Source organism: Marinomonas transparens (assembly GCF_016463975.1).
Taxonomy (GTDB): Bacteria; Pseudomonadota; Gammaproteobacteria; order Pseudomonadales; family Marinomonadaceae; genus Marinomonas; species Marinomonas transparens.
This window is the reverse complement of the sequence record NZ_JAEMNX010000006.1, coordinates 136,552-154,716: the sequence shown is the minus strand read 5'-3', so window position 1 is coordinate 154,716 and position 18,165 is coordinate 136,552. Positions and strand designations below refer to the sequence as shown.

General features: G+C 44.0%; 11 protein-coding genes and 18 tRNA genes. 6 read left to right on the top strand and 23 right to left on the bottom strand.

The annotated features are described in order from the left end of the window. Positions 1 to 8 precede the first annotated feature (8 nt). Entirely contained in the window at positions 9 to 1,187 is a 1,179-nt protein-coding gene (locus I8J31_RS07915) for a BaiN/RdsA family NAD(P)/FAD-dependent oxidoreductase (RefSeq protein WP_438941490.1), read from the bottom strand. Positions 1,188 to 1,535: 348 nt separating this feature from the next. Between I8J31_RS07915 and I8J31_RS07910 the strand changes: the two genes are divergently transcribed. The 6 genes from I8J31_RS07910 (at position 1,536) to I8J31_RS07885 (ending at position 9,535) form a co-directional block, all read left to right on the top strand. Next, complete coding sequence (locus tag I8J31_RS07910) at positions 1,536 to 2,129, top strand: hypothetical protein (protein ID WP_199467733.1); 594 nt, start codon at positions 1,536 to 1,538, stop codon at positions 2,127 to 2,129. 102 nt (positions 2,130 to 2,231) lie between these two features. Continuing rightward, positions 2,232 to 3,524, top strand: a complete 1,293-nt coding sequence (locus I8J31_RS07905; RefSeq protein ID WP_199467732.1) for an imelysin family protein — start codon at positions 2,232 to 2,234, stop codon at positions 3,522 to 3,524. Between the two features lie 83 nt (positions 3,525 to 3,607). Next, positions 3,608 to 4,996: a di-heme oxidoreductase family protein gene (locus tag I8J31_RS07900; RefSeq protein ID WP_199467731.1), complete on the top strand. Its 1,389-nt coding sequence runs from the start codon at positions 3,608 to 3,610 to the stop codon at positions 4,994 to 4,996. Continuing rightward, positions 4,996 to 6,054, top strand: coding sequence for an imelysin family protein (locus I8J31_RS07895; RefSeq protein ID WP_199467730.1), 1,059 nt, complete (start codon positions 4,996 to 4,998; stop codon positions 6,052 to 6,054). The genes I8J31_RS07900 and I8J31_RS07895 overlap by 1 nt, the downstream gene beginning before the upstream one ends. 2 nt (positions 6,055 to 6,056) lie before the next feature. Beyond that, positions 6,057 to 7,163, top strand: coding sequence for a DUF1513 domain-containing protein (locus I8J31_RS07890; protein WP_199467729.1), 1,107 nt, complete (start codon positions 6,057 to 6,059; stop codon positions 7,161 to 7,163). 110 nt (positions 7,164 to 7,273) lie between these two features. Continuing rightward, the gene (locus I8J31_RS07885) at positions 7,274 to 9,535 is read left to right on the top strand and encodes a bifunctional diguanylate cyclase/phosphodiesterase (RefSeq protein ID WP_199467728.1); all 2,262 of its coding nucleotides are present in this window, start codon (positions 7,274 to 7,276) and stop codon (positions 9,533 to 9,535) included. A 234-nt stretch (positions 9,536 to 9,769) separates the two neighbouring features. Here I8J31_RS07885 and I8J31_RS07880 read toward each other — a convergent pair whose 3' ends face one another. The 22 genes from I8J31_RS07880 to pheS form a co-directional block, all read right to left on the bottom strand. Beyond that, positions 9,770 to 11,086 carry an OmpP1/FadL family transporter gene (locus I8J31_RS07880; RefSeq protein ID WP_199467727.1) on the bottom strand — a complete coding sequence of 439 codons (1,317 nt, stop codon included), beginning with the start codon at positions 11,084 to 11,086 and terminating at the stop codon, positions 9,770 to 9,772. 279 nt (positions 11,087 to 11,365) lie between these two features. Beyond that, positions 11,366 to 11,441 (bottom strand) — tRNA-Val (locus I8J31_RS07875). 130 nt (positions 11,442 to 11,571) lie between these two features. Next, positions 11,572 to 11,648, bottom strand: a tRNA-Asp gene (locus I8J31_RS07870). Positions 11,649 to 11,699: 51 nt separating this feature from the next. Continuing rightward, positions 11,700 to 11,775 (bottom strand) — tRNA-Val (locus I8J31_RS07865). Positions 11,776 to 11,905: 130 nt separating this feature from the next. Next, positions 11,906 to 11,982 (bottom strand) — tRNA-Asp (locus I8J31_RS07860). A 51-nt stretch (positions 11,983 to 12,033) separates the two neighbouring features. Then, positions 12,034 to 12,109 (bottom strand) — tRNA-Val (locus tag I8J31_RS07855). A 100-nt stretch (positions 12,110 to 12,209) separates the two neighbouring features. Then, positions 12,210 to 12,286, bottom strand: a tRNA-Asp gene (locus I8J31_RS07850). 52 nt (positions 12,287 to 12,338) lie between these two features. Next, positions 12,339 to 12,414: transfer RNA gene (locus I8J31_RS07845), tRNA-Val, on the bottom strand. 224 nt (positions 12,415 to 12,638) lie between these two features. Next, positions 12,639 to 12,715: transfer RNA gene (locus tag I8J31_RS07840), tRNA-Asp, on the bottom strand. Positions 12,716 to 12,766: 51 nt separating this feature from the next. Continuing rightward, positions 12,767 to 12,842 (bottom strand) — tRNA-Val (locus tag I8J31_RS07835). Positions 12,843 to 13,066: 224 nt separating this feature from the next. Then, positions 13,067 to 13,143 (bottom strand) — tRNA-Val (locus I8J31_RS07830). A 51-nt stretch (positions 13,144 to 13,194) separates the two neighbouring features. Beyond that, positions 13,195 to 13,270, bottom strand: a tRNA-Val gene (locus I8J31_RS07825). Between the two features lie 86 nt (positions 13,271 to 13,356). Continuing rightward, positions 13,357 to 13,432: transfer RNA gene (locus I8J31_RS07820), tRNA-Thr, on the bottom strand. 43 nt (positions 13,433 to 13,475) lie between these two features. Further along, a tRNA-Thr gene (locus I8J31_RS07815) sits at positions 13,476 to 13,551 on the bottom strand. Between the two features lie 43 nt (positions 13,552 to 13,594). Then, a tRNA-Thr gene (locus I8J31_RS07810) sits at positions 13,595 to 13,670 on the bottom strand. 41 nt (positions 13,671 to 13,711) lie between these two features. After that, positions 13,712 to 13,787 (bottom strand) — tRNA-Thr (locus tag I8J31_RS07805). A 41-nt stretch (positions 13,788 to 13,828) separates the two neighbouring features. After that, a tRNA-Thr gene (locus I8J31_RS07800) sits at positions 13,829 to 13,904 on the bottom strand. A 49-nt stretch (positions 13,905 to 13,953) separates the two neighbouring features. Further along, positions 13,954 to 14,029 (bottom strand) — tRNA-Thr (locus I8J31_RS07795). Between the two features lie 13 nt (positions 14,030 to 14,042). After that, positions 14,043 to 14,119: transfer RNA gene (locus I8J31_RS07790), tRNA-Pro, on the bottom strand. 280 nt (positions 14,120 to 14,399) lie between these two features. Beyond that, on the bottom strand, positions 14,400 to 14,696 hold the full coding sequence (locus I8J31_RS07785; protein WP_199467726.1) for an integration host factor subunit alpha: 297 nt from the start codon (positions 14,694 to 14,696) through the stop codon (positions 14,400 to 14,402). A gap of 4 nt (positions 14,697 to 14,700) precedes the next feature. Further along, entirely contained in the window at positions 14,701 to 17,085 is a 2,385-nt protein-coding gene (pheT, locus tag I8J31_RS07780) for a phenylalanine--tRNA ligase subunit beta (RefSeq protein ID WP_199467725.1), read from the bottom strand. 22 nt (positions 17,086 to 17,107) lie between these two features. Then, on the bottom strand, positions 17,108 to 18,103 hold the full coding sequence (gene pheS, locus I8J31_RS07775; protein WP_199467724.1) for a phenylalanine--tRNA ligase subunit alpha: 996 nt from the start codon (positions 18,101 to 18,103) through the stop codon (positions 17,108 to 17,110). Positions 18,104 to 18,165: the final 62 nt, after the last annotated feature.

The following is an 18,165-nucleotide window of genomic DNA, read 5'->3' as shown; positions in this document are numbered from 1 at the left end:
GACGTAAATCAAACATATTGCCCCGCACAATAGCCACTCGCCCATGCCCATTGAAAGTTGTAGCCACCTAGCCAGCCGGTGACATCCAGTACTTCACCTATAAAGTACAAGCCTTTTTGTTTTTGTGATTCAAAGGTTTTAGATGACACTTCGCTGGTATTGACGCCACCTAGGGTCACTTCCGCTGTGCGGTAGCCTTCTGTGCCGTTCGGGGCGATGTCGAAGTTCGATAGGTATTGATACAAGGCGTCGATTTGATCGTTTGAGGTTTGAGCCGATCTGTCATTCAGCCAAGGAAATTCCGTTTTCACCAGCTCCACTAATCGCTTTGGTAATAGGTTGGACAAGAAGCCTTCGAAGCTTTTCTTCGGGGTGTTTTGGCGTACGGTGGTTAGGTCGTCTGAGGACAAGGTGGGCACAAGGTTAATGTTGAGTGCTTCACCCGGTTGCCAGAAATTGGTGATTTGCAGGATAGATGGGCCGCTGACGCCCCTATGGGTAAAGAGCATAGGCTCTTGAAAGCAGGTGCCATTGGCGGTGGCAGCAATGTCGCAGGCGATGCCTGACAGTTCAGCCAGTTGCGCCTTGCGGTCTGGTTGTACCGTAATAGGTACTAGGCTGGCTCGGGTGGGCAATATGTCGTGTCCCACTTGTTTGGCGATGTCGTAACCAAAACCGGTCGCGCCCATAGTCGGGATAGACAAGCCGCCTGTGGCGATTACCAACGATTCGCAGGTCACATCACCTTGGCTGGTTTTCACTATAGTCTGTTTATCTTGAAAGTCGATGCTGTGGATTTTGGTATTGAGTTTGAGTTCAGCCCCAGACCATTCCACTTCTGTCATTAAGATGTCGAGTAAGTCTTTCGCTGAGTGTTCGCAGAATAGCTGACCGGGCGTTTTTTCAACATAGTCCAGACCATGGCGATCCACTAGGTCAACAAAATCCTGCGAAGAAAAACGACGTAAGGCAGAGATACAAAAGTGAGGGTTGTCCGATAAGAAGTGTTTGGGGGCCGCATCCATGTTGGTAAAGTTGCAACGCCCTCCTCCTGACATAAGGATTTTCTTTCCAGCTTTGTTGGCATGGTCAATTATGAGAACACGCTTACCCCGATAGGCGGCTGTCGCAGCACACATTAATCCCGACGCTCCGGCGCCAACTACCACCACATCAACTTTATCCACAACCCACCTCACAGCTTATAAGAGGCTGCATTATAAGGTTTGGCTCTTTTATTGCCATCGAATCTGTCTAATTTTCAGAGAAGTTGGGCATATTTTTTCATACAAAATGTTCTCCACAGAAACCGTTAAGAAGGTTGTGGAGATCATTTAAAAAGCCTTTTAATTCAGTCAACTAGATAAAATCAAATACTTTTTTTATATTTTTTTAAATTAATTCTCTAAGCCTGATGATTAAAATTTTTCAGAAAAAAGCAAACTCTTTTCAAAAATAATCTATACAGATAAACTGTTTTTATATACAGTACTGTATAAGTAAACAGTTGTTTTATATTTTTTGAGGATGTGGACATGATGCGATTAATAAACCCTGTTCGTAATATCAATAAATTCGTACTTTGTGGTGTGCTGGCTTTGGCCTTATACGCCCCAGCAAAAGACGTACTAACATTGGCGAATAACTACTTCGCCAAGCAAACGATTCAAATTGTTGATGCGTCTTTCGGCACTCGCATGCCATGGCAAACAGCCAATACCGACACAGCTAACTTTGTGAAAGTGAGCCAAACCGCTCAAACCAGTTTGTCTCGCTCACAAATTATTTATACCAAGCTGCGTTTTGATAATCCGACTTCACAGCCACAGACGTATCGCAAAGTGTGGCTAAACTTTGATCATGAAAATGGTGATCAGGAATACACTACGGATTACACCCTATATAACGCAGAAACACGCCAACGGCTTATTGGCGAGTCGGTGCAAGTTGGTCCAAACACTTCTGTCGAGGTTGTTGCAGCTTACCGCTTTATTCCAAGCTATAAAAATAGATTTCCGGTCAGCATGAGCGTTTCTTGGGAAGGAAAAGACTTTTTAAGGGAGGAAGCTTGTAAATACAATCTTAAAACGTCTTCAGGTAACTACTTTGCACATCAATGCGCAAACTAACCACTTTATTATGAGTCTACAAAATATGTAACTAGCTTTATTGATAATCGTTTTCACCTGACCTATCATGTTCCCATAACATTAATAATGGAGCGTATAAAGATGAAACGATTATTAACCCCTGCAGCAATACTCGTTGCAGGCGCTTTACTAACCGCTTGCGGACCAACAGTTAAAAACCAATCAACGACTGTTACTGCTAATGCTGTTGTTGTTCATTATGCTGATATTGCTGAAGCTGTTTTTGCTGACTCTCTAACAACAGCGAAAACATTACGCACTGCTATTACTACTTTTTTGTCTGAGCCTACTGAAGCAAATCTAGAGTTGGCACGTACCGCTTGGAAAGCATCTCGCGTTCCTTATCAACAAAGTGAAGCTTTCCGTTTTGGTAACTCCATTGTTGATGACTGGGAAGGCAAGGTGAATGCTTGGCCTCTAGACGAAGGTCTAATCGATTACGTTGCGACTGACAGCTACGGTTCAGAATCTGATGTAAACCCACTTTATACTGCTAACGTTATTGCCTCTAAAACCTTAGTTATTGATGGTGAAACCGTTGATGCCACTCATATCACACCTGATTTGATCTCCAATAAACTTCAAGAAGCTGATGGCGTTGAAGCCAACGTTGCTGCTGGTTACCATGCCATTGAGTTTCTACTTTGGGGTCAGGATTTACATGGCACTAACCCTGGTACAGGCGAACGTCCTGCGACTGATTATGACTTAGAAAATTGCACCAACGGTAACTGTGACCGTCGTCGTGATTATTTGCTAGCCGCTACAGACCTACTTATTTCTGATCTAGAAGAAATGGCCAATAACTGGAAAGCGAATGGTGCAGCACGTACCGCGTTATTCGACAAAAGTACTGATGCTGGTCTTTCTACTATCTTAACCGGTATGGGTAGCTTGGCTTACGGTGAGCTAGCTGGGGAAAGAACACAATTAGGTTTGATGTTACACGACCCAGAAGAAGAGCATGACTGTTTTTCTGACAACACTCATTGGTCTCATTACTATGATGCTAAGGGCATTCAAAATGTTTACCTAGGTGAGTATCAGCGCATTGATGGCAGCATGATGAAAGGCGCTTCTTTATCTTCATTACTTATTCAACAAGGCAGTGATCTTGATAAGAAAATGAAGGCAAAACTACAGAACACTGAAATGGCTGCCCAAGCTATGGTCGATGCTGCCGAGCAAGGGCAAACTTTTGATGTTCTGATCGCCATGCATAATACAAGCGGCAATGAGTTAGTACAAAATTTTGTAAATGCTTTGATCGATGGAACTCAAACAACAGAGGAGATCATTCAATATCTAGATCTACAAAATATTGAGTTGGCAGGGTCTGACAGTTTAGACAACCCAAGCGCCGTATTTGAATAATACGGTTGCTTTTTATATCAAAAAATTGATAAATAGGTTTCGAAAAGTGTGTTATTCATTCAGTTAATGGTATTAATCAATTTATGACAGCGAACTTTCGCAACGTATTTTTAATTATAGCTGGCGCTAGCGCCAGCTTTTTTTATGCTCAAAATTCTGCTTTTGCGGCTAACTATTCCACGCCTTATGCCGGTATCGCAGCAAAAGATAAATTGGATTTTCAAATCGGCAAAAATATCTTTCAAAAGTTTTGGGTGCCCTCTCCTTCTTCTACAACGGCAAGTGATGGCTTAGGACCATTATTCAATACTCGATCATGCAACAGTTGCCATGTGAATAGTGGTAGAGGCCATGCCCCAAAAGCCAATGTGAACGGAGCATCAGTCCCTTCATTTCTGGTTCGTTTTGGTAAGTCTTACCCTGATGCAAATATCGTCAAACCTGATTATATTTATCCCAACCAAGGCGATAAGAACTATGGTAATCAGCTGCAAGGCAACAGTTCACAAAATATTGCTGCGGAAGGTGACTTCACGCTTTCTTATCAGACCCACATTGAAACCCTAGCCGATGGTACTCAGGTTGAACTTCGTAAACCCAATATTCATTGGACTCAGCTCAATTACGGAGCATTCGAGGAAACCACTCGCTCTACTCTGTTGGTAACACCCGCTCTAGTCGGCATGGGCTTATTAAGCACAATCGCAAATGATACTATTCTGGCCAATGCCGATCCGAGTGATGAAAATCAGGATGGTATTAGTGGTAGGGTAAATTGGATTCCGAGTGCGGATGGCACGGGTAAAGTAATAGGACGTTTTGGCTATAAGGCGACAACACCCAGTGTTAGTGCGCAAAATCAGTTAGCCTTCAATACGGATCTGGGTCTTTCGACACCCAGACACCCTGTTGCCTCCGGTGACTGCACCCAGCGCCAAACCGATTGTCTAAATAGTCCAAACGGTAACAGCCCACATTTAGGTAATTTGGAAGTGGATGCACAGCAGGCAAGGTTGGTCGATTTGTTCGTTTCTTTGTCGGCACCGCCAGCCATGCGTAATCTGACAGAGAAACATTTTTTGCAAGGCAAAGCGCTTTTTGAACAAGGCGGTTGCGCGGGTTGCCATATACCTAAGATGACAACAGGTGATCAATCAAGCTTTGCTGTACTAAACAATCGTACTTTTTACCCTTTTACCGATATGCTTTTACACGATATGGGTGCAGAATTAGCAAGCGGCTTCCCAACGGCCAGTGCAACACCAAGAGAGTGGCGTACTGCTCCATTATGGGGAATAGGCTTATCTGAAAGCGTTTCCGGTCGTGCTGGCTTTTTGCATGACGGCAGAGCAAGAAACATTGAAGAAGCTATTCTTTGGCATGGTGGCGAAGCTCAGGCTAGCCAACGTTATTATAAAAATTTAAATCAAGAACACAGAAAGACGCTTATTTACTTTTTGGAGTCACTTTAATGAAGAATGTTTCAAGACTGATAGCCTTGGTTATTGGTTCTTCCCTCCCTTTACTGTCCACAGCAGGCCAATGGGAAGGTCCACTTAATGGCATTGTGGATAAGGCCATTGTTCAGGAATATAAATCTTATACGGCTTCCGCGCTTACCCTAAAAGAAAGTGTCGATTCTCTTTGTAAAGCCCCCTCTCAAAATACATTAAACACAGCCCAAAATGCTTTTAAGGCTAACGCATTAGATTGGCAAGAAGTTCAATGGCTCAATTTCGGTCCCGTTACCTATTTCATGCGCTATTTTGCTTTTGAGTATTGGCCAGATAAAAAAGGCATTACCCAACGGCAGCTACGGACTCTGGCAAACGGCAACCCAGCGGTAATGGATGCACCCAAGTTTTGGACATCGGCCAGTATTGCGGTACGCGGTTTAACAGCCTTAGAAAGCTTGCTTTATCATCCTGATTTTCAACCCCTTACTTCTGCAACGCATTGCGACCTGCTGATACGAGTAGCAGCCCATCACTTCGATAGTGCTCAAGCCGTTGCTGAACAATGGCACTCCAGCAGCGCACAAGACTGGGTATTCAACGAAGAAGGCTCTGATTTCGACCCGGAATATGTGGCGTTTGAGCAATTTCTACAGCAATGGCTTGAACATATGTCTGCGGTAAAAGACGCTAAGCTGGAAACCCCTATTGGTTATAATAGTCGAGTAAATTTAAAGCTCGCTGAGTTTCATCGCAGTAGCCTTTCTTTAGAGTCCATCCAAACTAATTTGAAGTCTTACCGTACTATTTACCATGCGGGCTCACCGTCTCTCTATGAGATCGCCAAGAAAAAAGAACCAGCTTTGGCTGAGAAGTTTAATCAACAGCTCGAACAAAATGTGGATATTGTTTCGCAACTCCCACGCAATTTCTTCCATCGTGATTTGAACAAAGATGAACGCATCGCTCTCGCAAAGCCCCTTGTCGAATCTATTTCAAAGAGCCAATCCGAACTCACTAATTTGGTGACGCGCCTTGGCTTTCAAATTGGCTTTAACAGTCGAGATGGAGATTAATCGTGCTAACAAGGCGGTCTTTTTTAGCCTTAGGTGGAATGGTTGCAACGGCTCCCTCTTGGGGAGCCTTGCTCAGTACAAACACAGATAACCAAGTTTACGGGTCAGCCTTTTCAAAATCCAAGCAAGAACATTTTTTCGGGCTATTCAATGAACAAGGCGACATACTCTGGACCATGCCTTTAGCCGCCAGAGCGCACGCTCCTGTGGTTCATCCCCATGATGCTATTGTCGGGATAGTCGCTCGTCGTCCAGGTTTTTTTATCGATTTCTTTGATGCCTCAAGTCACCAACTGATCAAGCAAATTAAACCTACCAAAGAACATCATTTTTATGGACATGCTCTTTTTACTCAGGATGGTGCTCATTTAATTACTCAAGAAAACCATTACCCAAGTGGCCAAGGTAAAATCTTTGTTCGCCAATGGCCTAGCGGTGAAGTGCTTCACGTTTTTAACAGTAATGGTATTGGCCCCCATGAGTCAGTCTTTTTAAATGATCAGGTGTTGGTTATTGCCAATGGCGGCCTAATGACACGCCCAGATGCCGATAGGAAAATCCTCAACCTAGATACCATGCAGCCAAATGTCACCTATCTATCCTTGGTTGATGGCCATGTTATCCATTCAGTTAAACATGATGATGCATTACACCAGCTGAGTATTCGCCATTTGGATGTGAACCCTCAAGGTGTTGTTGCGTTAGGTTTTCAATATCAAGGTGAGTTATGGGAACAAGTACCTCTTATCGGACTGTCTAGCATCCACAATGACAGCATCGACTATTTGACCATGCCGGAAGCGATCAGAACTCGTTTTAAGCAATATTGCGGCAGTGTTTGCTTTGATTCATCAGGAGAAATACTCGCCATCAGCACCCCGAGAGGCGGCTTAGTTGCCTATTGGCATATCGCTTCCAAGCAGTTTTTAGGCGTAGACAATTGTCGAGATGTTTGTGGCCTTGTTGCTACCGGCAGAGCCCATGAATTTTTTGTCACCAACGGTCTAGGCGCTCAGTTAAAAACTAACCCTGTACAGAACACCATAGCGCTAGTAAAAACTCATGCGGGCTATCATTGGGACAATCATTTTCGCGTGGTGAACTCATAATTTACATATAAATCATAAACTAACATGGCAAAACACTTTGTTTTTAGGTAATGTTTCTTAAAGTCGCCACTGAGGCGACTTTTCTTTTTATTTGATTGTGAAGTTAATTAATGCTGTTTAGCTTTTTGAAAAAAACGCCCTCGGCTGCTGCGAACCCATTCAGCAGACAGGATGAAAAAACATTTCAACAAAGCACCCTTAGGGTTCTTCTCATACTAACTTTGTCTATTTTTGTCGGTATTGAAATAGACTATGTACTGAGCGCACTACAGTCGCCGGAATACCATAACGCCCTTTTTATTAATACCGCTTTCCTTACTCTCTTATGTGGCTTTTTATTTTTTAGCAAAAGCCACACTAAGTTTATTGCTGGACTCTATATTCTCAGCCTAGTCGCCATAGGCGCCTCATTGCTATTATTCAGCACTAGTGTCCATGCAGAAAAGTACGCCATCGTTGCTCTCTACTCGGTACCGCTCGTCACTCGACTGCTATTCAGTATTAAAGCCGCGGTTTTTGCTATTGCCATCAATTTCATCCCCTTATACTTCATTGCTACAGGCACTATTAAACTGGAAAACCTAGCCGCTCCTAACCTATATTTTAAGCTGCTAACTTTTGCCATCGTTAATATTGGCTTTCCCATTGGCGTATCTAGAATGCTGAAAATGCTCGAAGCCAATACCACTCAGATGAAGCTACTTTATCGCAAGCTAAACGAAAACTATGCCTTGCATGAAGAGTTTTTTGAAAATACTAGCACACCAACATTACTATGCGATAAGCGCGGTAAAATCATTAAAGCCAATCAAATGGCCCTCGACTTTCTATCTTGTTCAAGCGCTTCAGAAATAAAAAATACCAAGGTAATAGACTGGCTAAAGCCAAGCAGTGAGTCGGGTAAGTTTTCTTGGCAAGAAAACGTAGCAGAATGCTCACTCAAGCATAAAAAGAATACACAAATCCAGCTACATAGAGCCACACTCAAGCAAGGTCGCTATGTATTACATTTTCAAAACATGACGCATCTACGCGCCATGCAACAAAAACTAGAGAGCACACAAGAAACCAACAGTCGTCTAGTTAACTTTGATACCTTAACCCGCCTCGCCAACCATCCCTATTTTTGCAATCAAGTTAACCAATTTATAGAGACACAAGATAAACACCTTACTGGCACCATGTTTATTATTCATATCAGCCAGTTCAAATTATTTAATAAGCAATACGGTAAGGACAACGCCAATAAAGTCATTATTAACTTTGCTAAGATACTAAAAGAAAAATTATCAGACCAAGCGATTATCGGTCGCTTACGAGGAGTGAAGTTTGCTTGCTTTGTTCCACTAGGAAACACCTATCTTATTGAAAAGAATTTATCCGCTCTCATTAGCTCAACCTTACCGAGTCAACTTAAAATTGACGGCAATCTGCTAAATATGAACTACCAAGTGGGTATCGCCTATTACCAAACAGATGGAAAGAATGCGGAAGAACTTCTAGAGCGCTGTGAAATGGCGCTGGAATACTCAACCATTGCCAATCGCTTTTCTTATTACAGCCACCCTCTAGAAACCAAATTAATTAAAGAACATAAACTCGGCATAAAATTAAGCTCTGCCATCAAGCGCAAAGAAATCGACCTTTGGCTACAACCCCAAGTGTCTCCCAATGGCACCATTTGCTCGTTCGAAGCCCTAGCAAGATGGAAGCTTGATGATGGAAGCTATGTCCCACCCGATGTATTCATCAAAATCGCTGAAGAATTAGGCCTGTTGCCTGTACTGGCTGAAAACCTAATACGCCAGCTTGTTAGCACTCTTTCTAAATGGCACAAGGAACACATCCATACTCCTATTGCCTTTAATTTGGCTGGCCAAGAGCTGATGAATGACGGCTTTTTCGCACTCCTAATGACACTGGTCATCGACCACCCTTGGCTAAAAGACATGCTGGAACTAGAAATTACAGAAACCAGCCCTGTCATGACCCATGCGCTTATACACAAACGCTTAAGAGCCCTATCTGAGTACGGCTTTTCTATTGCGATAGACGATTTCGGAACGGGTCAGGCTTCTCTAGGGCAATTAATCGATATCCCAGCCAACATTCTAAAAATTGACCGCCGCTTTGTATCGCCTTTACCAGAAGACTTACGCCATTTAGATATTGTGAAGTCCACCATCCAACTCGCCAACTCGCTAGACATGAAAGTAATAGCGGAAGGGATAGAAACCAAAGAGCAAGCCAGTTTACTCATCTCCCTTGGCTGTCACACGCTACAAGGCTATTACTATGGCAAGCCTTCGCCTATGACCGACTGGACCGCAAACCAGAACCAGAAGGCCAAAGAGCTACGCATGGTCTACTGACCAAAGAAATATTCCTCTTTCGATATTAAAGCGTTTTCCTTTCCAGACCACTAAGAGCTTTTATTGCTCACTGTCTCTAAACAGCCAAATTCTTTTTGAAGCTCCATTGAGCAACCATCTTAAAGATGACTGCTTTATATAAGCAAGGTAAATTAGAAAGTTTTTGATACAAAAAAAGCCCGAATTCTTCAAAGAATTCAGGCCTTCAAGCTTAAACATTTAGCGTACTTAAGTTTAGAATACCATGTTTACAGCTAGGGAAATCACATCCGCAGAAGATTTATAATCTGCATTTAAAGTACCTCTAGCACCGTCTTCTGCTTTTGTACCATCACGGTTAACAGTCACATCTTCAATCGTTACATGGGTATAAGCGAAGGTCGCTGATGTCATGTCATTCAGGTCGTAAGTGCCGCCAAAAGAAATCCATTTACGATCACCATCTGGCGTACGTGCTGAACGATCTTTATCCGTAACAGGCGAATTGTCCATCGCCACACCAGTACGTAAAGTTAACTTATCTGAGTATTCATAAGTTAAACCCGCTGAATACATCCACTGATCTTCAAAGTCAAAGCTCAGTACAGAGTTAGCTTGCGAACTATCAAAATCTATATTAAGACCATCCATTGAGCTCCAGCCCGTTCTAATCGCGCTTAGCCCCAACACCATTTTAGGAGACAACTCTTGCTCAGCACTCAAAGTTAAAACCGACGGAAGCGTAATCGAATCAGTAATAGTCGTATCATCTAAACCAGAATTAAATGGAGCACCATTTAAAGCAGTTACGTTGGTATATTTAACATCGCCTTTAAAATCAAAGTCTACCTCACTGCGATAACCCAAACCGAGCCTAGTACCTTTTCTAGGCTCTAGCGCAACACCAAAACTGTAACCATAGCCAGTCGCATCAGCCTCGATATCACCATTACCTTCAGTTGATGACGCCAACGCAACCCCCACTTGAGAGCCTAAAGTAACATCTGCTTGGTGAAATTGAACACTTGCTCCAACGGAAACCATATCATTAACACGATGCGCAAGAGCAAAGCTCAACGCAATATCTTGTAGAGCGGTTTCTGTCGCATGAAAACGTCCTGCCCACTTATCACCATAGTCGCCCGACAAACCAAACGGTACGTTTAATGAAATACCTGCCACTGTTTTATCAGATATAGGCTTAGCAAAGTAAAATGATGGAATAAGCGCATTATCCACAGAGTCTGAGGAAGTAGTCGGAGAGGATGCTGCTAAATCACGACCTTGAGCATCTTTTGCCGAATTAATTGTCACATCCATGCTTGGCACCACATACGCACCAGAAGCATAGAGAGTGGTTTTATCTGCATTAGCAAACAAGGCTGGGTTCCAGAAACTGAAAGAGATATCAGCATTAGAAGCCGCGGCTCCAGCTAATGCCGTACCCGATGCTGTTGCACTATGATCATTCAACGCAAAGCCTGAAGAGAAAGCTGAGGACGCCGCAGCGACGGACACAGCCACAACACTTGCTTTGAATAACACACGATTCGGTTTAGAGAAAATAGTCATAAGTAAGCTCCATTGTTATTTTTATTAGGAAATATAGTGTTTAATAACATCCCTTATACGTTTAAAGCATATAAGACCCTAACATGATATTACCAGTAAGTATTTCTACTTCAACACTATATTTACAAAATTGATGATAAAACGGAAAAAAGCACAAAAAACAAAGCCACTGAGTACAAATAACAAAGTTTATTTGCCATTTTGATAAGTATACATGCTTTATGAGCTTTAAAAGACTGAGAGGAAGGTAATTAGTAACATTTTTGAAGAATACATAAATGGTGGGTGTGGAGAGGTTCGAACTCCCGACATTCGCCTTGTAAGGGCGACGCTCTCCCAACTGAGCTACACACCCGTTTTAAGTGCTACATCTTTCGATATGGGCGTTCTTGAACGCTCAGATTATAAAGCAACCAGACTAAGCTATAGACCCGCAGCGCTATTTTCTTTGCCTTGTCTACCTTAAATCTAGTTAAGAAAGAAATTGGCGGAATGGACGGGACTCGAACCCGCGACCCCCTGCGTGACAGGCAGGTATTCTAACCAACTGAACTACCACTCCAACACATTGTGTTTAATGTCTCATCAGACAAAGTCTTTACATCGGCTTAGATGGTGGGTGTGGAGAGGTTCGAACTCCCGACATTCGCCTTGTAAGGGCGACGCTCTCCCAACTGAGCTACACACCCGTTTTAAGTGCTACATCTTTCGATATGGGCGTTCTTGAACGCTCAGATTATAAAGCAACCAGACTAAGCTATAGACCCGCAGCGCTATTTTCTTTGCCTTGTCTACCTTAAATCTAGTTAAGAAAGAAATTGGCGGAATGGACGGGACTCGAACCCGCGACCCCCTGCGTGACAGGCAGGTATTCTAACCAACTGAACTACCACTCCAACACATTGTGTTTAATGTCTCATCAGACAAAGTCTTTACATCGGCTTAGATGGTGGGTGTGGAGAGGTTCGAACTCCCGACATTCGCCTTGTAAGGGCGACGCTCTCCCAACTGAGCTACACACCCGCAACGCTTGCCTTTATAAGGGCAAAACTATCAACTGCATTACACAGCCACAGTGCGGTTTTCTTTGCCTTTTCTTTCTTAAAGCGAATTAAGAAAAAATTGGCGGAATGGACGGGACTCGAACCCGCGACCCCCTGCGTGACAGGCAGGTATTCTAACCAACTGAACTACCACTCCAACACATTTGTGTTTAATGTCCCATCAGACAAAGTCTTTACATCGACTTAGATGGTGGGTGTGGAGAGGTTCGAACTCCCGACATTCGCCTTGTAAGGGCGACGCTCTCCCAACTGAGCTACACACCCGTTGATAAGTTTTACATCCTACGATGTTAGTGTTCATTAACTCCCGGCACTACGCGCCTTTGAAGGGCAACGTATTTCCAACTGAGCTACACACCCGTTTATAAGTTTTACAGCCTACGATGTTAGTGTTCTTTAACTCCCGGCACTACGCGCCTTTGAAGGGCAACGTATTTCCAACTGAGCTACACACCCGTTTATTAGTTTTACATCTTCTGGGAAGAAGATGGCGGAATGGACGGGACTCGAACCCGCGACCCCCTGCGTGACAGGCAGGTATTCTAACCAACTGAACTACCACTCCAACACTTTTGTGTTTAGCGTCCCATCGGACGTACCTTTTACATCGGTAAGATGGTGGGTGTGGAGAGGTTCGAACTCCCGACATTCGCCTTGTAAGGGCGACGCTCTCCCAACTGAGCTACACACCCTCTCGTTAGTTTTACATCCTACGATGTTAATATTCTTTAACTCCCGGTACTACGCGCCTTTTAAGAGCAACGTATTTCCAACTGAGCTACACACCCGTTTATAAGTTTTACATCCTACGATGTTAGTGTTCTTTAACTCCCGGCACTACGCGCCTTTTAAGGGCAACGTATTTCCAACAGAGCTACACATCCGCTCATTAGTTTTACATCTTCTGGGAAGAAGATGGCGGAATGGACGGGACTCGAACCCGCGACCCCCTTCGTGACAGGCATTTATTCTAACCTACTGAACTACCACTCCAACACATTTGTGTTTAGCGTCCCATCGGACGTACCTTGTACATCGGGAAGATGGTGGGTGTGGAGAGGGTCGAACTCCCGACATTCGCCTTGTAAGGGCGACGCTCTCCCAACTGAGCTACACACCCACAACGTTTGCCTTATTAAGGACAAAAACTTTCTAAATGAGCGACACGCCCATTCATTATTTACCGTTACACCCTCTACTAAAAAGTGGTGCCGCCACCAAGAGTCGAACTCGGGACCCTCTGATTACAAGTCAGATGCTCTACCAACTGAGCTATAGCGGCTTAACGCTAAACCAAAACTTTAATTACCGCCCGAAGGAAGTAATGGTGCCGCCACCAAGAGTCGAACTCGGGACCCTCTGATTACAAGTCAGATGCTCTACCCACTGAGCTATAGCGGCTTCACGCTAAACCAAAACTTTAAGTACCGCCCGAAGGAAGTACTGGTGCCGCCACCAAGAGACGAACTCGGGACCCTCTGAATACAAGTCAGATGCTCTACCAACTGAGCTATAGCGGCATTTACGCAGTTTACTTTTATGGCCAATTCTTAGTGAGAAGTGGTGCCGCCACCAAGAGTCGAACTCGGGACCCTCTGATTACCAGTCAGATGCTCTACCAACTGAGCTATAGCGGCAATTACGCAGTTTACTTTTATGGCCAAGTCTTAGTGAGAAGTGGCGCCGCCACCAAGAGTCGAACACGGGACCCTCTGATTACAAGTCAGATGCTCTACCAACTGAGCTATAGCGGCAATAAAAGTAAAAATCATTTTTATCCTATATAAGGACTAGACCAAAAAATGGTGCCGCCACCAAGAGTCGAACTCGGGACCCTCTGATTACAAGTCAGATGCTCTACCAACTGAGCTATAGCGGCATTTCTCAAAATTTGGTCGGGACGGCAGGATTTGAACCTGCGACCACTAGCACCCCATGCTAGTGCGCTACCAGGCTGCGCTACGCCCCGATGCAAACAACAACACTGTCGTTGTCAGCGGGGGCGTATATTACTATAACGAGTTGAAAAGGGAAGAGTTTTATCAACTTTTTTTCATTTTTGTAGAGCTCATAAAGTTTCTAAGATTAATTGCTTAACCATTGATCTAAATATCATTCTAGAACATTACAATAAGGCAAAAGCTCAACACTTAACACCGACTCAAAAAGCAACCTTTTAAAGTAATTAGGCAGATGACAAACACAAAAAAGCCACCTCATTAGGTGGCTTTTTAGAGAAAGCAAAACACTTACTCTTGCATATAGTCTTCGACTTTAGACTTAAGCTTTTGCCCCGGTCTAAAAGTCACTACCGTGCGAGCCGTGATAGGTATCTCCTCCCCTGTCTTCGGGTTTCGACCTGGTCGCTGACTTTTTTCACGGACTTCAAAATTACCAAAGCCTGAAAGCTTTACCTGCTGTCTTTCAACAAGTGAATTACGAATCACATCAAAAAAACCTTCAACTAGGTCTTTTGCATCTTTTTTACTTAAATCAATCGAATCTACTAAGTTTTCAGCAAGGTCTGCTTTTGTCAACGATCCCATAAATCTACCCCCTTACAACGGCTCCCAACTGCTCAGCCAAAGCCTGAACAGTTTGCTCGACAGAGTTGCTCACTTCTTCATCACTAAGAGTGTGTGAAGGATGCTGCCACGTCAAGCCCAAAGCGACACTTTTTTTCGTCTCATCAATACCTTGGCCCTGATAAACATCGAAAACCAAGACATTTTTAAGCGCATCACCCGCCGATACTAGAATCACTTTCTCCAACTCACTAACCGGAACAGCACGATCAACCAGCAAAGCTAAATCACGGCGCACTTCAGGAAATTTAGAAATCGCCTTATATTCAGGCAAGGCTGCATGCAGCACGGCAGACAAGGCAATATCAAAGATATACAAGGGCTGATTGACCCCTAACTCTTTAGAAAGCTGCGGATGTAACTCACCCATTATGCCAACAAAATTCCCATCAACAAAAATATCTGCAGAACGTCCTGGGTGAAGAAATACACAGCTTGATGGTTCATAGTTAGGTTTGCCGCCTTCATTCAAAGCAAACATTGCTTCTACATGGGCCTTTAAGTCATAAAAATCGACCATTTCACCATTATGATACCAAGCCTCAGAATCACGAGCCCCTGCGATCAACCCAGAAATTTGCTGTTGCTGATCCAACTCATCCAAAGCTTCAACAGAACCAATAAAACGACGACCCGTCTCAAACAAACGCACACGAGACTGTTGACGATTTTGATTATGAAGATAGGCCTTTACCAAGCCGGGCACTAAACTAGGACGCATCACCCCCATATCGACAGAAATTGGGTTCGCCAATGGTACAGGCTCAATATCCGGTAAAAACTGCTTACTTAAAACAGGATCAATAAAACTGTAGGTCACCGCCTCTTGATAACCTTGAGACACCAAGATAGAACGCAACACTTGGACCTGAGTTTTACTTTCAGACAAAGGCGTGAAATTTACTGCTGCCTGAGGCATAGAAGAAGGAAGATTGTCGTAACCATAGATACGAGCCACCTCTTCAATCAAATCTGCCTCAATCGCAATATCAAAGCGGTGAGATGGCGCTTTTGTCACCCAAACCTCATCCGTTACTTCGATCATTTCCAAACCAAGACGAGTCAAAATATCCGTCACAAGGTCTTTATCGATCGACATTGCCAAATATTGGTCCAACTTCTTGCGACGTAATGCCACTACGGCCGCTTCAGGTAAAGACGCTTCACTCACAGCATGAGTAATTGGACCGACTTCACCGCCAGCAATGTCCAACACCAAAGCCGTTGCGCGCTCAATCGCTTTTTCTTGCAAGGTCGCATCCACACCACGCTCGAAACGATGGGATGAATCCGTATGTAAACCGTATGAACGAGCTTTACCAGCTAATGCCAAAGGCGTGAAGAAAGCACTTTCTAAAAAGATATCTTTGGTTTCCGTATTAACACCGGAGCCTTGTCCACCCATAACACCCGCAATAGCCAACGGCGCTTTTTCATCCGCAATGACCATAGTATCTTCACGCAGCGTAATTTCTTGGCCGTCAAGCAAGACAATTTTTTCGTCTTTAGTCGCCATCCGCACAACCACAGAACCGGATAAATTCGCCAAGTCAAAAGCGTGCATCGGCTGACCCAACTCAAGCATGACATAGTTGGTAATATCAACAATCGGATCAATAGAACGAATACCACTACGACGCAGCTTCTCAACCATCCAAAGTGGTGTTTGCGCAGCGACATTCACACCACGCACAATACGACCTAAATAACGAGGGCAAGCCTCTGTCGCATCAACACGTACAGGAAAGCTGTCATCAATAGAGACATCCGCGGCAACGACTTCAATAGGCGTTAAATTCGTTTTATTTAACACCCCGACTTCTCGAGCTAACCCCGCTACACTTAAGCAATCACTGCGGTTTGGCGTTAGGTCGACATCAATAATTTGATCATCTAAACCCAAGAAAGCACGAAAATCATCACCCGCTTTAGCAACAGCAGGCAATTCCATAATACCGTCATTATCATCACTCACACCCAATTCAGATGCAGAGCACAACATACCAAAAGACTCAACTTGGCGAAGCTTAGCTTTCTTGATTTTAAAATCCGCGCCTAATACAGCACCAATTTTAGCAAAGGGAATCTTGATACCTGGGCGCGCATTTGGCGCACCACAAACCACTTGAAATTCTTCTACGCCATCCGATACCCGGCAAACTTGAAGCTTGTCCGCATTTGGATGGGACTCTGCACTGATAATCTCACCCACCACTACGCCAGAAAACTCAGCCGCAACAGGAAGCACCTCATCCACTTCAAGGCCCGCTAGGGTAATTTGAGCCACCAAATCATCGCTACTGATGTTTGGATTGACCCACTCTCTTAGCCAATTCTCACTAACTTTCATAAAAACATCCTAGATCGATGGGTTACTTGAACTGCTTAAGGAAACGTAAATCGTTCTCGAAGAACATACGCAGGTCATCCACTTTGTAACGCAGCATTGCAAAACGCTCTACGCCCATACCAAAAGCAAACCCTGTGTATTTTTCTGAGTCAATACCTGACATTTCAAGCACTCTCGGGTGAACCATGCCACAGCCCAACACTTCCAACCAAGACTCTTCACCTTTGCTGTTAGTGCGCATGATATCTACTTCAATAGAAGGCTCTGTAAAGGGGAAGTAGCTGGGACGGAAGCGCACTTTAAGGTCATCTTCAAAGAAGACATTCAAAAACTGCTGTAAAATGCCTTTAAGATCTGCGAAAGAAATATTTTCATCGATCAATAACCCTTCTACCTGATGAAACATCGGCGTATGAGTTTGATCCGAGTCACAGCGATAAACACGCCCCGGACAAATAATACGAATCGGCGGCTGTGAGGTTTCCATCGTACGCACTTGAACCGGTGATGTATGGGTTCTTAATACGGTCGTTGGATTAAAATAGAAGGTATCCTGCATTGCTCGTGCTGGATGATGAGCCGGAATATTCAAGGCTTCAAAGTTGTGGTAATCATCTTCGATTTCTGGCCCTGCCGCCACATCAAAGCCAATACCACGAAAAAAGGTTTCGATACGCTCCATGGTACGAGTCACAGGATGAAGGCCACCCACCTCTTGACCTTTACCAGATAAAGAAATATCGATTGTTTCTATTGCCAATTTAGCATCTAACGCCGCTTTTGCCAGCGCCGCTTTACGTTCAGAAATTTTCTCCTGAACTTGACCTTTCGCTTCGTTTACCAATTGACCAAATTTAGGTCTATCTTCTGCAGAAACATTACCTAGCTGTTTCAGCAAAGCGGTTAGAGCCCCCTTCTTACCCAAATAATGCACACGTACATCATCTAAGGCGGACTCACTCTCAGACGCAGCCACTGCGCTAAGCGCATCAGCGAGAATCTGCTTTAGGTTCTCCATTTACATACTCCAAAATAAAAATAGGGGAAGAGCGTTGGCTCTTCCCCTATTAAAGACTGCAT